This is a genomic window from Streptomyces cinerochromogenes (assembly GCF_014648635.1).
Lineage (GTDB): Bacteria > Actinomycetota > Actinomycetes > Streptomycetales > Streptomycetaceae > Streptomyces > Streptomyces cinerochromogenes.
The window spans coordinates 59,434-76,390 of the sequence record NZ_BMRM01000032.1; the positions used below are offsets into that span (position 1 = coordinate 59,434).

Annotated in this window: 19 protein-coding genes; 12 read left to right on the plus strand and 7 right to left on the minus strand. The window is 72.4% G+C overall.

Annotated elements, in window-relative coordinates:
* Window positions 1-65 precede the first annotated feature (65 nt).
* Together IEZ20_RS37750 and IEZ20_RS37755 are read right to left on the minus strand one after the other, a co-directional pair.
* The gene (locus IEZ20_RS37750; RefSeq protein WP_189307353.1) at window positions 66-941 is read right to left on the minus strand and encodes an undecaprenyl-diphosphate phosphatase; all 876 of its coding nucleotides are present in this window, start codon (window positions 939-941) and stop codon (window positions 66-68) included.
* 156 nt (window positions 942-1,097) lie between these two features.
* Window positions 1,098-1,568: a winged helix-turn-helix transcriptional regulator gene (locus IEZ20_RS37755; protein WP_189307355.1), complete on the minus strand. Its 471-nt coding sequence runs from the start codon at window positions 1,566-1,568 to the stop codon at window positions 1,098-1,100.
* Between the two features lie 125 nt (window positions 1,569-1,693).
* Here IEZ20_RS37755 and IEZ20_RS37760 point away from each other — a divergent pair, with 125 nt between their 5' ends.
* On the plus strand, window positions 1,694-2,863 hold the full coding sequence (locus tag IEZ20_RS37760) for a thiolase family protein (protein WP_189307357.1): 1,170 nt from the start codon (window positions 1,694-1,696) through the stop codon (window positions 2,861-2,863).
* A gap of 81 nt (window positions 2,864-2,944) precedes the next feature.
* On the opposite strand, the gene kilB is transcribed toward IEZ20_RS37760, so the two are convergent.
* The 3 genes from kilB to IEZ20_RS37775 all read right to left on the minus strand — a co-directional run bounded on the left by kilB (window position 2,945) and on the right by IEZ20_RS37775 (window position 5,416).
* The gene (gene kilB, locus IEZ20_RS37765) at window positions 2,945-3,388 is read right to left on the minus strand and encodes a plasmid transfer protein KilB (protein WP_189307359.1); all 444 of its coding nucleotides are present in this window, start codon (window positions 3,386-3,388) and stop codon (window positions 2,945-2,947) included.
* A 3-nt stretch (window positions 3,389-3,391) separates the two neighbouring features.
* Window positions 3,392-4,162, minus strand: coding sequence for a TVP38/TMEM64 family protein (locus IEZ20_RS37770; RefSeq protein WP_189307362.1), 771 nt, complete (start codon window positions 4,160-4,162; stop codon window positions 3,392-3,394).
* 102 nt (window positions 4,163-4,264) lie between these two features.
* Entirely contained in the window at window positions 4,265-5,416 is a 1,152-nt protein-coding gene (locus IEZ20_RS37775) for a glutathione-independent formaldehyde dehydrogenase (RefSeq protein ID WP_189307394.1), read from the minus strand.
* 90 nt (window positions 5,417-5,506) lie between these two features.
* Here IEZ20_RS37775 and IEZ20_RS37780 point away from each other — a divergent pair, with 90 nt between their 5' ends.
* From IEZ20_RS37780 to IEZ20_RS37790, 3 genes are all read left to right on the plus strand, one after another.
* On the plus strand, window positions 5,507-5,686 hold the full coding sequence (locus IEZ20_RS37780; RefSeq protein ID WP_189307400.1) for a hypothetical protein: 180 nt from the start codon (window positions 5,507-5,509) through the stop codon (window positions 5,684-5,686).
* A gap of 100 nt (window positions 5,687-5,786) precedes the next feature.
* Complete coding sequence (gene tuf, locus IEZ20_RS37785) at window positions 5,787-6,956, plus strand: elongation factor Tu (RefSeq protein WP_189307364.1); 1,170 nt, start codon at window positions 5,787-5,789, stop codon at window positions 6,954-6,956.
* Window positions 6,957-7,070: 114 nt separating this feature from the next.
* Window positions 7,071-7,916, plus strand: coding sequence for a spermidine synthase (locus IEZ20_RS37790; protein WP_189307366.1), 846 nt, complete (start codon window positions 7,071-7,073; stop codon window positions 7,914-7,916).
* Here the strand turns inward: IEZ20_RS37790 and IEZ20_RS37795 are convergent.
* On the minus strand, window positions 7,878-9,176 hold the full coding sequence (locus IEZ20_RS37795; RefSeq protein ID WP_189307368.1) for an MFS transporter: 1,299 nt from the start codon (window positions 9,174-9,176) through the stop codon (window positions 7,878-7,880). The genes IEZ20_RS37790 and IEZ20_RS37795 overlap by 39 nt on opposite strands.
* A 49-nt stretch (window positions 9,177-9,225) precedes the next feature.
* On the minus strand, window positions 9,226-10,296 hold the full coding sequence (locus IEZ20_RS37800; protein ID WP_189307370.1) for a DUF8017 domain-containing protein: 1,071 nt from the start codon (window positions 10,294-10,296) through the stop codon (window positions 9,226-9,228).
* 53 nt (window positions 10,297-10,349) lie between these two features.
* Here IEZ20_RS37800 and IEZ20_RS37805 point away from each other — a divergent pair, with 53 nt between their 5' ends.
* The 8 genes from IEZ20_RS37805 (at window position 10,350) to IEZ20_RS37840 (ending at window position 16,892) form a co-directional block, all read left to right on the plus strand.
* Complete coding sequence (locus IEZ20_RS37805; protein WP_229896465.1) at window positions 10,350-10,820, plus strand: DUF4442 domain-containing protein; 471 nt, start codon at window positions 10,350-10,352, stop codon at window positions 10,818-10,820.
* 202 nt (window positions 10,821-11,022) lie between these two features.
* On the plus strand, window positions 11,023-12,015 hold the full coding sequence (locus tag IEZ20_RS37810; protein ID WP_189307372.1) for a helix-turn-helix domain-containing protein: 993 nt from the start codon (window positions 11,023-11,025) through the stop codon (window positions 12,013-12,015).
* Window positions 12,016-12,187: 172 nt separating this feature from the next.
* Complete coding sequence (locus tag IEZ20_RS37815; RefSeq protein ID WP_189307374.1) at window positions 12,188-12,505, plus strand: hypothetical protein; 318 nt, start codon at window positions 12,188-12,190, stop codon at window positions 12,503-12,505.
* Between the two features lie 99 nt (window positions 12,506-12,604).
* On the plus strand, window positions 12,605-12,757 hold the full coding sequence (locus IEZ20_RS37820) for a hypothetical protein (RefSeq protein ID WP_189307376.1): 153 nt from the start codon (window positions 12,605-12,607) through the stop codon (window positions 12,755-12,757).
* Entirely contained in the window at window positions 12,754-14,046 is a 1,293-nt protein-coding gene (locus IEZ20_RS37825) for an alanine racemase (RefSeq protein ID WP_229896466.1), read from the plus strand. The genes IEZ20_RS37820 and IEZ20_RS37825 overlap by 4 nt, the downstream gene beginning before the upstream one ends.
* Window positions 14,043-15,080: a holo-ACP synthase gene (locus tag IEZ20_RS37830; protein ID WP_229896467.1), complete on the plus strand. Its 1,038-nt coding sequence runs from the start codon at window positions 14,043-14,045 to the stop codon at window positions 15,078-15,080. Before IEZ20_RS37825 ends, IEZ20_RS37830 begins: the two co-directional genes overlap by 4 nt.
* Window positions 15,080-16,609, plus strand: a complete 1,530-nt coding sequence (locus tag IEZ20_RS37835) for a class I adenylate-forming enzyme family protein (RefSeq protein WP_189307378.1) — start codon at window positions 15,080-15,082, stop codon at window positions 16,607-16,609. Before IEZ20_RS37830 ends, IEZ20_RS37835 begins: the two co-directional genes overlap by 1 nt.
* A gap of 19 nt (window positions 16,610-16,628) precedes the next feature.
* Window positions 16,629-16,892, plus strand: coding sequence for an acyl carrier protein (locus IEZ20_RS37840; RefSeq protein ID WP_189307380.1), 264 nt, complete (start codon window positions 16,629-16,631; stop codon window positions 16,890-16,892).
* Window positions 16,893-16,957: the final 65 nt, after the last annotated feature.

The following is a 16,957-nucleotide window of genomic DNA, read 5'->3' on the forward strand; positions in this document are numbered from 1 at the left end:
CGCGACCATGCGGAAGATGTCCGAAACAGGGGCGGCGGAGCGGGCCGGGCGTACCGTGCGGACCGTCAGCCCGCCGACTCCGCCGCGTGCGGGCTCAGGGCGCCCGCGCCGACCAGGGCGATGATCACGACGCCGAGGGCGATGCGGTACCAGACGAACGGCATGAAGCTCTTGTTGGAGATCCACTTCATGAACCAGGCGATGACCGCGTAGCCGGAGGCGAAGGCGATCACCGTGGCGAAGAGGGTCGGCGGCCAGTCCACGTGGCCCTCGCCGAGGGAGTCCTTCACCTCGAAGGCGCCGGAGGCGAGGACGGCGGGGATGGCGAGGAGGAAGGAGTAGCGGGCCGCGGCCTCGCGCTTGTAGCCCATGAACAGGCCGCCGCTGATGGTCGCGCCGGAGCGGGAGACGCCGGGGATGAGGGCGCAGGCCTGGCAGAGGCCGAAGATCAGGCCGTCCTTGACCCGCAGGTTCTCCAGCGTCTTGCGCTGCTTGGGTGCCCGGTGCCGGCGGCCGGTCTCGTCGCGGGCCGCCATCCGGTCGGCGATGCCGATGACCAGGCCGACGACGATGAGCATGGTGGCGGTGACCCGCAGATCGCGGAACGGCCCCTCGATCTGGTCCTTCAGCGTCACGCCCAGCACCCCGATCGGGACGGAGCCCACGATCACCAGCCAGCCCATCTGCGCGTCGTGGTCGTGCCGCATCGCCTTGTCGAACAGCGAGCGGAACCAGGACGAGATGATCCGCCCGATGTCCTTGCGGAAGTAGATGAGGACCGCGGTCTCCGTGCCGATCTGCGTGATGGCGGTGAAGGCCGCGCCCGGGTCCTTCCAGCCCGAGAACGCCGCGGTCAGCCGCAGGTGCGCGCTGGAGGAGACGGGCAGGAACTCGGTCAGCCCCTGGACGAGTCCGAGGACGAGGGATTCAAACCAAGACATGAAGGTATGGCGTCCAAGCGCTGTTTGAAGACGAGGTGATCATGTGACGGACGAAGCGTAGCGGGCCCGTCCGACGGCGCGGCACCAGGGGCCGGGCAGTCCCCGGCCGGCTTCGGGGGCGGCGCCGGCTTCTGCGACGGATCGAAGGGGCAGGCTCTAGGCGGCCGTCGGCCCGGCCAGGTTCCAGCCCGGGGCCTGCGGGTGAGCCGTCAGGTCCTCGTGGCGGACCGGGTCTCCGCAGGCCTTGCACGTGACCACCGGGACCAGTTCGCCGCCGCAGGAGTGCTCGACGACCATCGGCAGGTCGGCGCCCTTGCGGAGATGCCGGTCGCCCCACTCCTTGAGGGTCATCAGGACCGGCTCCAGCTCCAGCCCCGCCTGCGTGGGCCGGTACTCGAACCGCTGCGGGCGCTCGCTGTAGAGGCGCTTGGTGAGGATTCCGGCTTCCACGAGCCGGCGCAGCCGGGCGGACAGGATGTCGCGCGGGGCGCCGGTGTTGCGCACGAGCTGGTCGAAGCGGCCGTTGCCGAGGCACACCTCGCGCAGGACGAGCAGCGAGTACTTCTCGCCGACCAGCGCGAGGGTGTCGGCGATGGAGCAGGGGCGCGGGTCCTTGGTGGCGGCCATGCGGCCAGTCTAGATGAGGGTTTGTTTTTCCAACTTAAAGGACTATGGTGAGTCCGGATTTGCTACTCACTAGTAGCCCTTCCGGTCGCCGCCCGTCCGGTCAGGTCACGTTGGAGGCCCGCACCATGCGAGACGCAGTCATCGTCGAAGCCGTACGCACCCCCGTCGGCAAGGGCAAGCCGAACGGCTCCCTCGCCCACGTCCACCCCGTGCAGCTCCTCGCGCACACCCTGCGCACCCTGGTCGAGCGCTCCGGCGTCGACCCGGTGCTGATCGACGACGTGATCGGCGGCACCGTCGACCAGGTCGGCGAGCAGGCCATGAACACCACCCGGTACGCCGTCCTCGCCGCCGGCCTGCCCGAGTCCGTCCCGGCCACCACCGTGGACCGCCAGTGCGGCTCCTCCCAGCAGGCCGTGCACTTCGCCGCGCAGGGGGTGATCTCCGGGGCGTACGACCTCGTGGTCGCCTGCGGTGTGGAGTCGATGAGCCGGGTGCCGATGTGGTCCAACGTGCCCGCGGGCAAGGACCCGTTCGGTCCCGGCGTCGCCGAGCGCTACCCGGAGGGCCTGGTACCGCAGGGGATCAGCGCCGAACTCATCGCCGCCAAGTGGTCCCTCACCCGCGCCCGGATGGACGAGTTCGCGGTCTCCTCCCACCACAAGGCCGCCGCCGCGTGGCGGTCCGGGCTCTTCGACGCCGAGATCGCGCCGCTCGACGGTGTCGCCCGCGACGAGTGCGTCCGCCCGGACAGCACCCCGGAGATCCTCGCCGGGCTCAAGCCCGCCTACTACGACCCCGTTTTCGCCGAGCGCTTCCCGCAGATCGAGTGGAACGTCACCGCGGGCAACGCGAGCCCGGTCAACGACGGCGCCTCCGCCGTCCTGATCACCTCCAGCGAGACCGCGGCCCGGCTCGGGCTGCGCCCGCTGGCCCGTCTGCACAGCTTCGCCGTGACCGGTTCCGATCCGCTGCTCATGCTCACCGGGGTCGTCCCGGCCACCGAGAAGGTGCTGCGCCGGGCCGGGCTGAACCTGGCCGACATCGACCTGTTCGAGGTCAACGAGGCCTTCTCCAGCGTGGTGCTCGCCTGGCAGCAGGAGACCGGCGCCGACCTCGCCAAGGTCAACGTGCACGGCGGCGCGATCGCCCTCGGCCACCCGCTCGGCGCGAGCGGCACCCGGCTCACCACGACCCTGGTCCACGCGATGCGCGAACGCGGTGCCCGCTACGCCCTGCAGACCATGTGCGAGGCGGGCGGCCTCGCCAACGCGATGATCCTGGAAGGCGTCTGAGCGAGGGACCCGCGCCCCCCAGGGGTGACCCGGCGGGGGCGCGTCGAGCCGGTCGCCCGGGGTCCCGGCGCCCGGCGGCCGTCACCGGGCCATGGCCCGGCCCGCCGCCGCCACCAGTTCGTCCGTCGCGGTGATGGCGGCCTCGCGGCGGGCCGCGAGGGCGGTGTGGTCGGGGGCGTCCCGTAGGGCGAACGCGGCCAGGGCTGCCCGGCGGGCCGGTTCGGTGAGGATGGGTTCGAGGACGGAGACCGTGACCAGGGGGGCGGTCACGGCGGAGCGGGTGGCGTGGGTCACCGCGCGCGCCGCCTCGACGGCCTCCGCGTCCGCGCCGTTCAGCCGCAGGTCCTCGCGGTGCCACAGGGCCCGCCGGTGGTCGCCGAGGACCGCCACCAGTTCGCCCAGCGCCACGCGCAGCGCGTCCGCTCTCCGTTCGGCGCGGGCGGCCCGCTCACGCCGGGACTGGAGCAGCGCGGTGAACGCCCCGCCGAGCAGCGTGCCGGCCACGGCGATGATGCTGGACCACATCGCTCACCGGCCGCGCAGCTGGTGACGCTTGCGCCAGGCCAGCACCGTGCCCGCCAGCGCCGGTACGGCGATGCAGGCCATCGCGATCAGGAAGGCGGGGGAGGTCGGCGCCGAGGCACGGGCGCCGGCGACGGCGTAGGCGGCCGTGTTCGGGATCGAGCCGAGCCCGGTGGCCAGCAGGAAGGGCAGCCAGCCCATGCGGGAGACGGCCGCGCAGTAGTTCGCCGCCCAGAACGGCACCCCGGGGAAGAGCCTCAGGGCCAGCATGGACCGGAACCCGTGCCGGCTGAGCTGCCCGTCGGCCGCCCGCAGCCAGCGGCCCCGCAGCAGCGGGCGCAGCGCGTCCTGCCCGAGCAGCCGGCCCAGCCCGAAGGCCACGCCGGCACCGAGCACCGTGCCCGCGAGTGCCGTCGTCAGCCCCAGCTGCGAGCCGAACAGCGCGCCCGCGGCGAGGTTCAGCAAGGGGCGCGGGACGAACGCCACCGTGCACAGCCCGTACGCCGCCCCGAACACCACGGCCGCCGCGGCCCCGCCGAGCTGCGGCGGCCAGCCGTGCGTCAGCAGCCGCTGCGGCTCGAACAGCAGCACGCAGGCGGCCGCGCCGGCCAGCAGCGCGAGCAGCAGGGAGAGCCGGGCGTAGGGGGAGAACAGCGCCCGGGTGCAGGTGGCGACGAGGCCCCTGGGGCGCAGCGGGGGCGGGACGGGGACGGCGAGCTCCGTGGCGGCGGCCCGGGGAGAGGCCGTGGCGGTGCCAGAGCGGTTGGCATCGAGCATCCGACGACACTAACCGACGAACGTGTGTGATCGCCGTCAAGTGGCGGGCGGGGAAAGGTCCGGGCGTCCCTGGCGCCCGGACCCGTGACCGTTGCCCGTGACTCACGCGGCGAGAGCGTGACCGGGGTGCAGGACCACCTTGGTGTAGCCCTCGACCCGCTTGTCGAACTTCTCGTACGCCTGCGGCGCCTGGTCGAGCGGCAGCTCGTGGGAGACCACGAAGCTGGGCTTGGCCCGCCCGGCGATGATCAGGTCGCGCAGCTGGCGGTTGTACCGCTTGACGTTGCACTGACCCGTGCCCATCTGCTGGCCCTTCTCGAACATCCGGCCGATGGAGACCAGCAACTGGCCGTGCTTGGCGTGCTCGTCCGGCCCGCCGGGGTCCGAGGGCACGTACAGGCCCGGTACGCCGAGCATGCCCGTCGGCCGTACCGTCTCGACCAGTTCGTTGAGGACGATGGCGGGCTCCTCGTGGCTGGCGTCGTGTGCCTGGGCCTGGTAGCCGACGGCGTCGACGCCCTTGTCGGTTCCCTCACCTCCGGTCTGTTCCTTGATCTGCTCGGCCGGGTCGCCCTTGGTGAAGTCGATGGGGATGGCCCCGATCTCCTCGGCCTTGGCGAGCCGTTCGGGCACGCGGTCGACGGAGAAGACCTTCGACGCACCGCGCAGCAGCGCGGAGTAGGCGGCCATCAGGCCCACCGGTCCGGCGCCGTAGACGGCCACGGACTCCCCGGGGGACAGCTGGGCGAGTTCACAGCCGTGGTAGCCGGTCGGGAAGATGTCGGCGAGCAGGACGAAGTCGGTCTCGAACTCCTCTCCCGGTGGCAGCTTGAGGCAGTTGAAGTCGGCGTAGGGCACCCGCAGCCGTTCGGCCTGTCCGCCGATGAACGGGCCCATCGCCACATAGCCGTAGGCGCCGCCCGCGAATCCCGGATTGACCGTCAGGCAGAAGCCGGTCTTTCCGGCGAGGCAGTTCTTGCAGAAGCCGCAGGCGACATTGAAGGGCATCACGACGCGGTCGCCCTCGGACAGGGAGGTCACGCCGCTGCCGACCTCCTCGATGACGCCGAGGTTCTCGTGTCCGAAGACGATGCCCGACTCGGCCGCCGTGCGGCCCTCGTACATGTGCAGGTCCGAGCCGCATATCGCGGTCGACGTGACGCGCACGATCACGTCGTTCGGGTGCTGGATGCTGGGATCCTGGACGTCCCTCACCACCACGCTGAACGGCTCTTCGTAGACGACGGCTTTCACGTCTGTCACCTCCACGTCGAGCGTCACCCCTGTGATTCCAGGTAACGCCCGTGCGGAGGGGGGTGCAAGCCCCGCCGGGGCCGGTACGGCATGCCCCGCTCCTCGAATGTGCGTGCGATTTCCGAAAACCGTTCGACGCCGTACGAACCGTCGGCGATGATCGAGGGCATGTTCCGGTACGCCTTCCTTCTCGCCGCATCCGCCGTCGCGGACGCGCCGAAGGCTGCCGTTCCGCTCCTCGTGGCCGCTGTCGACGGCGCCCGAAGCTGACCCTCTCCGGATCGTCCGGCGGACCCCGCAGGGGGAGGGTCGGCCGGTCCCCGGGGTCCCGCGTCCTTCCTTCACGGCTGAGAGGCTCCGAGGTACAGCCATGTCCACAACGGCCTACGCGCGCACCAAGCCGCACCTGAACATCGGCACCATGGGTCACGTCGACCACGGCAAGACGACCCTGACCGCCGCCATCACCAAGGTCCTCGCCGGGCGCGGCACCGGCACCTTCGTGCCGTTCGACCGCATCGACCGCGCCCCGGAGGAGGCCGCCCGCGGCATCACCATCAACATCGCCCACGTCGAGTACGAGACCGACACCCGGCACTACGCCCACGTCGACATGCCGGGCCACGCCGACTACGTCAAGAACATGGTCACCGGCGCCGCCCAGCTCGACGGGGCGATCCTCGTCGTCTCCGCGCTCGACGGGATCATGCCGCAGACCGCCGAGCACGTGCTGCTCGCCCGGCAGGTCGGCGTCGACCACATCGTGGTCGCGCTGAACAAGGCCGACGCCGGCGACGAGGAGCTCACCGACCTGGTCGAGCTGGAGGTCCGCGACCTGCTCACCGCCCAGGGCTACCCCGGTGACGCGGTACCCGTCGTACGGGTCTCCGGGCTGCGGGCGCTGGAGGGCGAGCCGCGCTGGACGGCGTCGATCGAGGCGCTGCTCGACGCGGTGGACACGTACGTGCCGGTGCCGGAGCGGTATCTGGACGCGCCGTTCCTGCTGCCCGTCGAGAACGTGCTGACCATCACCGGGCGCGGGACCGTCGTGACCGGTGCGGTCGAGCGCGGGACGCTCCGGCTGGGGGACCGGGTGGCGGTGCCGGGCGCGGACGTGGAGACCGTGGTCACCGGGATCGAGACCTTCGGCAAGCCGATGGAGGAGGCGCAGGCCGGGGACAACGTGGCGTTGCTGCTGCGGGGTGTGCCACGGGACGCGGTCCGGCGCGGGCACGTGGTGGCGGCGCCGGGGAGTGTGGTGCCGAGCCGCCGGTTCACGGCCCGGGTGCAGGTGCTCTCCGGACGCGAGGGGGGTCGTACGACACCGGTCTCCAGCGGGTACCGGCCGCAGTTCCACATCCGGACCGCGGATGTGGTCGGGGTCGTGGACCTGGGGGAGAAGGGGGTCGTACGGCCCGGGGAGACGGTGGAGATGAGCGTGGAGCTGGGGCGCGAGGTGCCCCTGGAGCCGGGGCTCGGGTTCGCCGTTCGCGAGGGCGGCAGGACCGTGGGCGCGGGGACGGTCGTCGCCGTGGGGTGAGCCGCGGGGCGGAGACGCGGGGCGGCCCGTGGGGTGAGCCGTGGGGTGAGCCGCCGGGCGGCCGTGGGGCGGGCCTTGGACCGGGCCGGGGGATCTGCGCGTCACAATGAACGGGTGACAGAGCAGATACCCGTCTCCCGGACCACCGACCACGGCACCGCCAAGCTGATGCCGGACGTCGACCGGGAGCGGGCCTGGCTGCTCACGGTCGACGGGGCGCCGCAGTCGTACGTCGATCTCGACGACCCGCAGTACCTGGAGTTCGAGTACGCGCGGCGGCTGGGGTTCGTGCTGGACACTCTCGCCGCGGAGGGGGCGCCGCTGGGCGTGGTGCACCTCGGCGGGGGCGCGCTGACGCTGCCCCGGTACGTGGCGGCCACCCGGCCCGGCTCACGGCAGGACGTCGTCGAGGCGGACCGGGCGCTGCTGGAGCTGGTCACCGAGCACGTGCCGCTGCCGGCGGGCTCGGGTGTCGCCCTGCACGCGGCCGATGCCCGGGCCTGGCTGGAGGGCGCGCCGGACGATCACGCCGACGTGCTGATCGCCGACGTGTTCGGCGGGTCCCGGGTGCCCGCGCATCTGACCACGCTCGCCTACGTCCGTACCGCCGAGCGGGTGCTCCGGCCGGACGGGGTCTATCTGGCCAACCTCGCCGACGCGGCGCCGTTCGGCTTCCTGCGCTCCCAACTCGCCACACTGGCGGCGGTGTTCGAGGAGCTGGCGCTGATCGCCGAGCCGGCGGTGCTGCGCGGCCGGCGGTTCGGCAACGCGGTGGTCGCCGCCTCGCACCGCCCGCTGGACATCGCCGCGATGGCCCGCCGCAGCGCTGCGGACGCGTTTCCCGCCCGGGTCGAACACGGCGCCGCCCTACGGGAGTTCACCGGCTCGGCCGGACCGGTCGAGGACAGCGACGCGGTGCCCTCACCCGCGCCCCCCGACGGGGCGTTCGGCATCGGCTGAGGCCGGGGCGGCGGTGACCGGGTGGGTGCGGCGGGTCAGGGTGCGGACGTCCGGGACCAGGAGTACCAGGGCGGTGACCAGGACGACCAGGGCGGCGCAGCCCCACAGCGCGGCGGTGCGGCCTACGGCGGTCTCTGCCGGGCCGGCCAGGGCCGTGGCGAGCGGCATGAGGGAGACCGAGCCGAACCAGTCGTAGGCCGAGACCCGGGAGAGCCTGTCCTCGGGGATCTCCTGGTGCAGCGCGGTCATCCAGGAGACCCCGAACACCTCCACCGTCGTACCCGCGACGAACATCACTCCGTACAGCACGCCCGCCGGCACCGGCACGGCCAGTGCGGCACCGGGCAGGGCCAGCGGGAAGACGCACAGGGTGCCGGCCAGCAGCAGGCGGCGGGGTTTCCAGCGGGTCATCAGCAGGGCGCCGGCCACCGTGCCCGCCCCGAACGCACCCAGGGCCAGGCCCCAGGGGCCCGCGCCGCCCAGGCTGTCCCGGGCGACGAGCGGGCCGTAGACCGCCTCGGCCGCACCGACCACCGCGTTGGCGACGGAGAACTGGACGACGATGGCCCACAGCCACGGCCGGCCGGTGAACTCCCGCCAGCCCTCCCGGAGATCGGCCAGCATGCCCCCGCCCGGCGCGCGCGGCGGGATGTGGCCGACGTCGAGGAAGGAACGCAGTGCCGCGGCGACGGCGAAGGCCGCCGCGTCGGCGGCGAGCACCCAGCCGGGGCCGACCGCCGCGACCAGGGCGCCGCCGAGGGCCGCCCCGCCGAGGGCCGCACCCTGGGTGGCCATGCGGAAGAAGGCGAACGCCCGGCCCGCCTGTTCGCCCTCCACACAGGACATCAGCATGCCCTCGGCGGCCGGGCCGAAGAACGCCTGCCCGGTGCCGCCGAGCGCGGTGAGCAGCATCATCTGCCACAGCCGGGGCTCACCGGTGAGCACGAGGGCCGCGAACGCCGCCTGGGAGAGGCAGTTGAGGGCGTTGGCGGCGACCATCACCCGGTGCCGGGGCAGCCGGTCCGCGACCGCGCCGCCGATGAGCAGGAACACCACCAGCGGCAGGGTGCGGGCCGCGGCCACCAGGCCGACGTCCCCGCCGTCGCCGCCCGACTCCAGCACGGCGAACGCGGCGGCGATCAGCGAGCCGTTCGCCCCGAGACCGGTCACGACGGCGGCCGCGGTCAGCAGGGAGTAGTTGCGTCCCGCCCAGGCGGGTCTGCGCGGGCGGGCGGGGGAGGAGCCGGAGACGGGGGTCACCGGCCGACTGTCCCCGCCCGGCCGCCGGTCTGACAAGTGGGTTTCCCCGTCACTGCGTGGTGGGGTCGCCGTGCAGCCGTACCGTGCGGAGGATCTTGTCGACGGTCGCGTCCGGCACCTCGTCCTTGACGCCCTTGGCGCCGTAGAAGGTCCAGGAGACGAAATCGCCCGCCGAGTTCTTGAAGGCGAACGTGGTGGCCTTGCCGTCGGTGTCGCACTTGTTCTTCTTCGGGGCGCCGACGACGTACGACGTCGCGACGCTGCCCTTGACGCCCGACGCCGTCGTGAAGGACGTCGCCTTGCCGATCGTCAGGTACTTCTTGGCGGCCTCCGACTGGTCGGTGTACCCGCCGAACGCGAAGGTGGCCGCGTCGCCGCGGGCGATGCTCGCGGTGTCCTTGCCGCCGTTCTCGCCCTTGGTGCCGCTGCCCGCGAGTGCGTGCGACGACTTGTAGCCGCCGGCGTCGGAGGTGCAGTAGTTCCGTTTCAGGAACGAGGCGCCGGAGAAGCCGATGTACGCCGTGCCGTCGCCCTTCTGCTCGTCCTCGAAGAAGGAGAAGACACCGGGCCGCTCCACCTCCCAGTCCCCGGGTACCTCGAAGGCCGTGCCGTACTTGGGGTTGACGACGACCTTCCAGCCCGCGACGGTCGGCTTCTCCGTCTCGTTGGAGCGCGGGTTGTCGGTCGTGGACGAGGTGGGCGAGGCGGAGGAGCTGGCGGTCGGCGACGCGCTCACGGTCTGCGTGCCCTTGCCGTCGGCCTTCTCGTCGCCGGAGCCGCCCAGCACCAGGTAGCCGGTCACGGCGGCGGTGACCACCACGGCCGTGGCCGCGACGATCGCGATCAGTTTCGTACGGCCGCCGCCGCCCCCCGGGGGCTCGGTCGCGGGCACGGGCACGGTGGGGGGCTGTCCCCACTGCTGCTGTCCGTACGGGCCGGCCTGCGGGTACTGCTGGTACCCGGGCTGCTGGTACGGGTTCGGCTGTTGCTGGGTCGGCTGCTGCTGTCCCGGCTGCTGGTACGGGTTCTGCTGCGGGTGACCCGGTTGCTGGTACGGGTTCTGCTGCGGGTTGCCCTGCGGGTTCTGCGCGCCCCCTGGCGGCTGCTGATCTGGCCACATGGCCAGTAACCCTAGTGCGCTCCACTGGCCAGCCTTCGCTACTCGTGAGTAACATGACGGCCATGAGCGCAGACCAGATGTCGATCGGCGAGATGCTCGCCGCCACCGTGCCCATGGCCCGGACGCTGAACCTCGAATTCCTGGAGACCACGCCCGACAAGGCCGTGGTGTCCCTGCCGGACCAGGGCGCGTACCACAACCACGTGGGCGGCCCGCACGCCGGTGCGATGTTCACCCTGGGCGAGTCGGCCAGCGGCGCCATCGTGCTGGCCGCCTTCGGGGACCAGCTCTCGCGCGCCGTGCCGCTCGCCGTGCGGGCCGAGATCGCCTACAAGAAGCTGGCGATGGGCGCCGTCACCGCGACCGCCACGCTGGGCCGCCCGGCCGCCGAGGTCGTCGCCGAACTGGACGCGGGGCAGCGCCCCGAGTTCCCGGTGTCGATCGAGATCCGGCGCGCGGACGGCGCCGTCACCGGCGAGATGAGCGTCCTGTGGACCCTCCGCCCGGCCGACCAGGGGAAGTGAGCCGCTGAACCGCGGTCGGTCGTCACGGCCGGAGCAGCGCGACACCGGGCTGCTCCGGCCGACGCCGTTGCCGGACCGGCCCGTTGCCCGAGGGGCGGGCCGGTTTGAGCGTGTCAGTTCTGGTAAGGGGCCCGAGAGAAACACCTGAGCAAGAAGCGTACGAGACGAGGGGCTTGCATGGTGTCTCAAGGGGCGCTGGTACATGCTTGACGTTCTTGGGCTCGATGCCGCGACCGACGCGGTCTACCGGGAGATGCTCGCGCATCCCGACGACGGTGTGACCGAACTCTGCAGACGGACGGGTCTCGCCGAGGGCGCCGTACACACCGCTCTCGACCGGCTCAGCGAGATGGCCCTCATCCGCCCGGCGAGCGGGGACGCCCGGCGCCTGCACGCCGTACGGCCACATCTGGCCATGGAGATCCTGCTGGCCCGCAAGCAGGCCGAGGTCGCGGCGCAGCAGCAGCAACTGGAGGAGAGCCGGGCCGCGGCGGTCAGACTGATCTCCGAGTTCGCGGGCGACGATCCGGAGGCCTCCCGGGACGATGTGGAACACCTCCGCGGGCTGGACAACATCCGCGACCACCTGGCGGTGATGAACAAGGCGGTCCGGTCCGAGCTGATGACGTTCGCCCCCGGAGGCCCGCAGACCGCCGACAACATGCGCAACTCCCGTCCCCTGACACAGGAGCTGCTGGGGCGGGGCGTGGCCATCCGCACGATCTACCTGGACAGCATCCGCAACGACCCGGCCACGGTGGCACACGCCGAGTGGCTCACCTCCGTCGGCGCCCAGGTGCGGGCCGTGCCGACCCTGCCCAACCGGATGATCATCGCGGACCGCCGTGTCGCCATCATGGCCACGGACTGTGACGACACCGCGGACGGGGCGATCGTGATCCGCACGCCCGGCGTCCTGGCCACGCTGTGCTCCCTGTTCGAGACCACCTGGCAGGCGGCCGAGCCGTTCGCCGCCCCCGTGCAGCCTCCCGCCGAGGACGCGCTCACCCCGCAGCAGCACGAGGCGTTACGACTCCTGGCCCAGGGAGCCACCGACGAGACGGTCGCCAAACGGCTCGGCGTGTCACCCCGTACCGCGCGGCGCATCTCCACCGCACTCATGGCTCACCTGGATGCGCGCAGCAGGTTCCAGGCCGGCGTCCACGCCGTCCAGAGAGGCCTCTTCGGCGACTGACCGTCAGGCCACCGGGCCCGCCGCCGTCGCATACGACGGCGGCGGGCCCGACGGCTTTTCACGGCACCCGCCGCAGGGAATTCGCCCGTATTCCTGGACGGTTCTGTCCTTGGCCTGAAAAGTCCAGCGGTAACGCATCGTGAGACTATATCGAACGAGACATAGTCGACTAATGCTTCTGGTGCATCTCACCCTCGATCCGCCCCCGGGCGGCGAGCCGTTGCCTCACGACATCGGATCCCTTCTCCGGGCCTGCGCCACCCGCGAGGACGGACTGGAGCACGTCTCCGTGCACGCGGCTGCCGCGCCCTGGCCGGTGGTCGGCGTGTTCCTGGGCCGCACCGACCTCGCGAGCGCCGAGGTCGCGGCGGAGCGGCTGTGGCGGCGCGCCGTGGCCCGCCGGCCCCGGCTCGCGGCATGGCGGCTGCGGCGGGCCGAAGCGCCGCTGCTGCGTCCCGAACTCCTGCGTCCCGACGGCGGGGAGACCTGACGCGGCCTGAACAGGTCAGGGACGGATGTGGCCACCGGACACCTCTTTCCCGGGCGGCGGAAACCGGCCGAGAATTCTTCTCGTCGGGAAACGAAATCCGTGACCGTGGCCGAATCCGTGACCGAATCCGTGATCGCATCCGTGACCGAATCCGTGACCGAAGGGAATCAGGCAATGCGCAGTCGCGTCCTTTCCGTCCATTCCGCCGGAATGTTCGCCGAGCCTGCCGACGAGCCCGGCTGGCAGCGGTGAGCGCCGTGGAGGCCCGCTTCCAGGGCATCCCGGCGACCGCCCTCGCAGAGGAGTTCGGCACCCCCCTGTTCGTCTACGACGCCGAGGTGCTGGAGGACACGTACCGCCGGCTGCGCGGCCTGCTGCCCGAGGCGGTCGACGTCTTCTACTCCCTGAAGGCCAACCCGAACATCAGCGTGTGCGCCTTCCTCGGCGCGCAGGGGGCCGGAGCGGAGGTCTCCTCGCACGCCGAGCTGGTGACCGCGCTGCGCGCCGGGGTGCGCCCCCGGGACATCATCTTCCTCGGCCCCGGCAAGGACGCGCGGGAACTGGCGGCCTGCGCCGACGCCGGAATCCATGCCGTGGTCTGCGAATCCCTGGAGGAACTCCGCCAGTTGGACGACCTCGTCGGTGAGCGCGGGGCACAAGCGCCGTTCCCCGTGCTGCTGCGGGTGAACCCGTCCTTCGGCAGCAAGGGTTCGGGCCTCGCCATGGGCGGCAAGCCGCGGCAGTTCGGCATCGACGAGGAGGAGGTGCGCCGCGCCAAGGAGACCCTGGGGGAGCTGCGGCACGTACGGGTCAAGGGCGTGCACGCCTACATGGGCACCCGGTTCCTGCACCACGCGGACGTCGTGCAGAACACCGCCGGCATCCTGGCCATGGCCGAGGACCTGGCGGGCCACCTGGGCATCCCGCTGGAGACCGTCGACTTCGGCGGCGGCCTCGGAGTCGCCTACTTCGAGAACGAGGACGACCTCGACCTCGACGCGCTCGGCGCCGGCGTCCGCGAGGTGGTCGCCCCCTTCGCCGCGCGCCACCCGCACTGCCGGCTGATCATGGAACTTGGCCGCTTCCTCACCGCCGACGCCGGAACCTACGTCGTCCGGGCCCGCTACGTGAAGCAGTCGAGAGGGGAGTGGTTCGTCGTCGCGGACGGCGGCACCAACCACCACATGGCGGCGGTCGGCATCGGCAGCTTCGTCAAGCGGAACTTCCCCGTGACCCACCTCGGCCGCCCCGCGGACCCCGTCGCGCGCCCCTACACGCTGACCGGGCCGCTGTGCACGCCGAACGACGTGGTCGCCAAGAGAGTGCCGCTGCCGGAGGTCGTCCCCGGCGACCTGCTGGGCGTGCGCCGCTCGGGAGCCTACGGCCCCACCGCCTCCCCGGGTCTCTTCCTCAGCCACGGCTTCCCCGCCGAGGTGCTGGTCCACCGCGGCCGGGCCCGGCTGGTCAGGGAACGGGACACGACCGAGGACATGCTGGCCCGGCAGCGCCTCGTCGGCCTGGACGGCGAGGAGGCGCCTTGACGGACACCGCGGCCGGCACCCTCCGGGTCGGCGTGGACGTCCTGCACAGCGCGGAGCTGCGCCGGCTGCTGACCCGGCCGTGGTTCCTGCGGCTCAGCTACGCCCCCGAGGAGATCGGGCTGGCCGACCGCATGGGCGAGGAGCGCCGGCTGGAGTTCCTGACCGGACGGTTCGCCGCCAAGGAAGCCGTGGTGAAGGTGCTGGGCACCGGGCTGCTGCGCGGTGTCGCCCCGCGGGACATCTGCGTGGACCGGGCCGCCGACGGGGCCCCCGTGGTCGTCCTGCGGGGCCGTGCGGCCGCCCTGGGACCGGCCGCCATCGAGGTGTCCATCACCCACAAGCAGAACGTGGCCGCCGCCGTGGCCCTCGCAGTGGTCACGCCGGCGGGCCCGCCCCCTGCCAGAACGCTCAGAGAGGACGGTGCCCCCATGTCCCTCGCGGACACGCACCAGGAGGCCGAGGCGTCCGCCTTCCTCCGGGTGCGCATCGGCCAGGAGGACGCCCACTACGGCGGCGGCCTGGTGGACGGTGCGCACATCCTGCGGCTCTTCGGTGATCTCGTCACCGAGATCACCGCACGGACGGACCAGGACGAAGGACTGCTGGCCGAGTACTCCGGCGTCCGCTTCCTGGCACCGGTACGGCCCGGTGACTACATCGAGGCCCGCGCCCGTCTGGTGCGCACGACCCGGCTGCGCCGGGTGGTCGAGCTGGAGGCGCACAAGGTCATCGAGGCCAGCCCGGCCCACGGACCCAGCGGCGTACAGGTCCTCGGCACCCCACGGCTGGTGTGCACGGCGACCGCGACGACGGTGATCCCGATGACCAGGGCGAGGCCGGCCACCGCCACGGACGTGCCGCCGGCGACCGGGAGTCACGTGCCGCCCGCGACGGGGAGGAACGCGCCGCTCGCCACCGGGAGCAGCGCGCCGCCCGCGACCGGGCCCGACGTGCCGCCCGTCACCGAAGGGAGCGCGCCGCCGTCCGCCGCGCGGGACGTACCGCTTTCGTCCACCACCGCGAAGGAGTCGTGATGACCTCGCCCCCCGTGCTGCTGCACGACCTGCTCGACCGTGCCGCCGAACGCGCCCCGGACTCCACCGCCCTGAGCACCACCGGGGCCTCGCTCACCTACCGGGAGTTCGCCCGGGCCAGTACCCGCATGGCCGGACTGCTGCACGAGCAGGGGGTGCGCGCCGGTGACCGGGTCGTGGTGAGCGCCGCCGACGGACTCGGCACGGCCGTACTCGTGTACGCCGTCTCCCGGCTCGGCGCCGTCTTCAGCGTGCTGCACGAGGAGGTGCGCGGCGGTCCCCTGGAGCACGTCCTGCGCGACTGCGAACCGGTGCTCCTCGTCTCCGACGACACCGGCGCGGGCCGGACCGCCGCGGACCACGGCGTGGCCTTCCGGCTCCTCGCCGATCTCCTCCAAGGCGCCCTCGGCGCCGGCCCCTCCGCCCCGGCCGCACCCGGGAACCCCGGCACCCTGTCCGTCGACCCGGTCTGCCTCATCTACACCTCCGGGACGACCGCACTGCCCAAGGCGGTGGTGAGCACGCACCAGCAGGTGCTGTTCGCGGCCTCGGCGATCCACGCCTGCCTCGGATACCGTGCCGACGACGTCGTCTACTGCCCGCTGCCGCTCTCCTTCGACTACGGCCTCTACCAGCTCCACCTCGCCGCCCTCAGCGGGGCCCGGCTCCACCTGGGCACGGCGGCGGAGGCCGGTCCGCCGCTGCTGAGCCACCTGGAGAGGACCCGGGCCACCGTGCTGCCCGGCGTGCCCTCGATCGCCGACCGGCTGGCCTGGCTGGTCCGCCGCAGCCCCGGCGCCCTGCGGAACCTGCGGCTGCTCACCAACACCGGTGCCGCCCTGTCCGAGGGCACCATGAGCGCGCTCAGGCAGGCCCTGCCCCACCTGCGCATCCAGGTGATGTACGGGCTCACCGAGTGCAAACGCGCGGCGATCATGCCGCCGGACGGCGATCTGGAGCACCCGGGATCCTGCGGATACCCCCTGCCCGGCACCAGGATCGAGGTGATCGACGACGAGGGGCGGCGGCTGCCGGCCGGCGAGATCGGCCAGATCGTCGTCCGCGGCCCGCACGTCATGGCCGGATACTGGCGGCGCCCGGAACTCAACGCCGAGCGCTTCCCCCGCGCCGAGGGCCTCTTCCCGGAGCTGCGCACCGGCGACTACGGCTGGCTGGACGACGAGGGCTTCCTGTACTTCTCCGGCCGCCGCGACGACCTCTACAAGGAGCGCGGCTTCCGGATCAGCGCGACCGAGGTCGAGGCGGCGGCGCACCGGGTGGAGGGCGTGACCTCCGCGGCCGTCCTGCCACCGGCCGGCCGGCGGGGCGCGGTGCTCTTCGTGGTCGGCGACGGCATCGGCGCCGACGCCGTGCGCGAGGCGATGCGCCAGCACATCGAGCCGTTCAAGATCCCCCGGCGCTGCGTCCTGACCGACGCCCTGCCCACGAACGGCAACGGCAAGGTCGACCGCAAGAAGCTGGCCGCGCTCTCCGAGTCGGCCGACCACCCCACCCTCTCCGCGAAGTGACGACCAAGGAGGACCACTGATGGACCGCGAGGCGATCGTGCGTGCGCTCGAAGCCGCCCTGACCGATGTGCTGGAGCGCCCGGTGACCGGGCTGCGCGGCGAGGTCAGGCTCTTCGACGACCTGCACCTGGACTCCACCACCATGCTGGAGATGCTGATGGCCCTGGAGAACTCCATAGGCCTGACCGTCGACCCGGAGGAACTGGACGCGGACGACTTCGAGTCGGTGGACACCTTCACCGACTTCGTCCAGGCGGCCCTGCGCGACCAGGTGCCGGCGTGACCATCGTCCAGCCCGACCTCAGCGTCTTCGAGACCCTGGAGTCCGAGGTGCGCAGCTACTGCCGT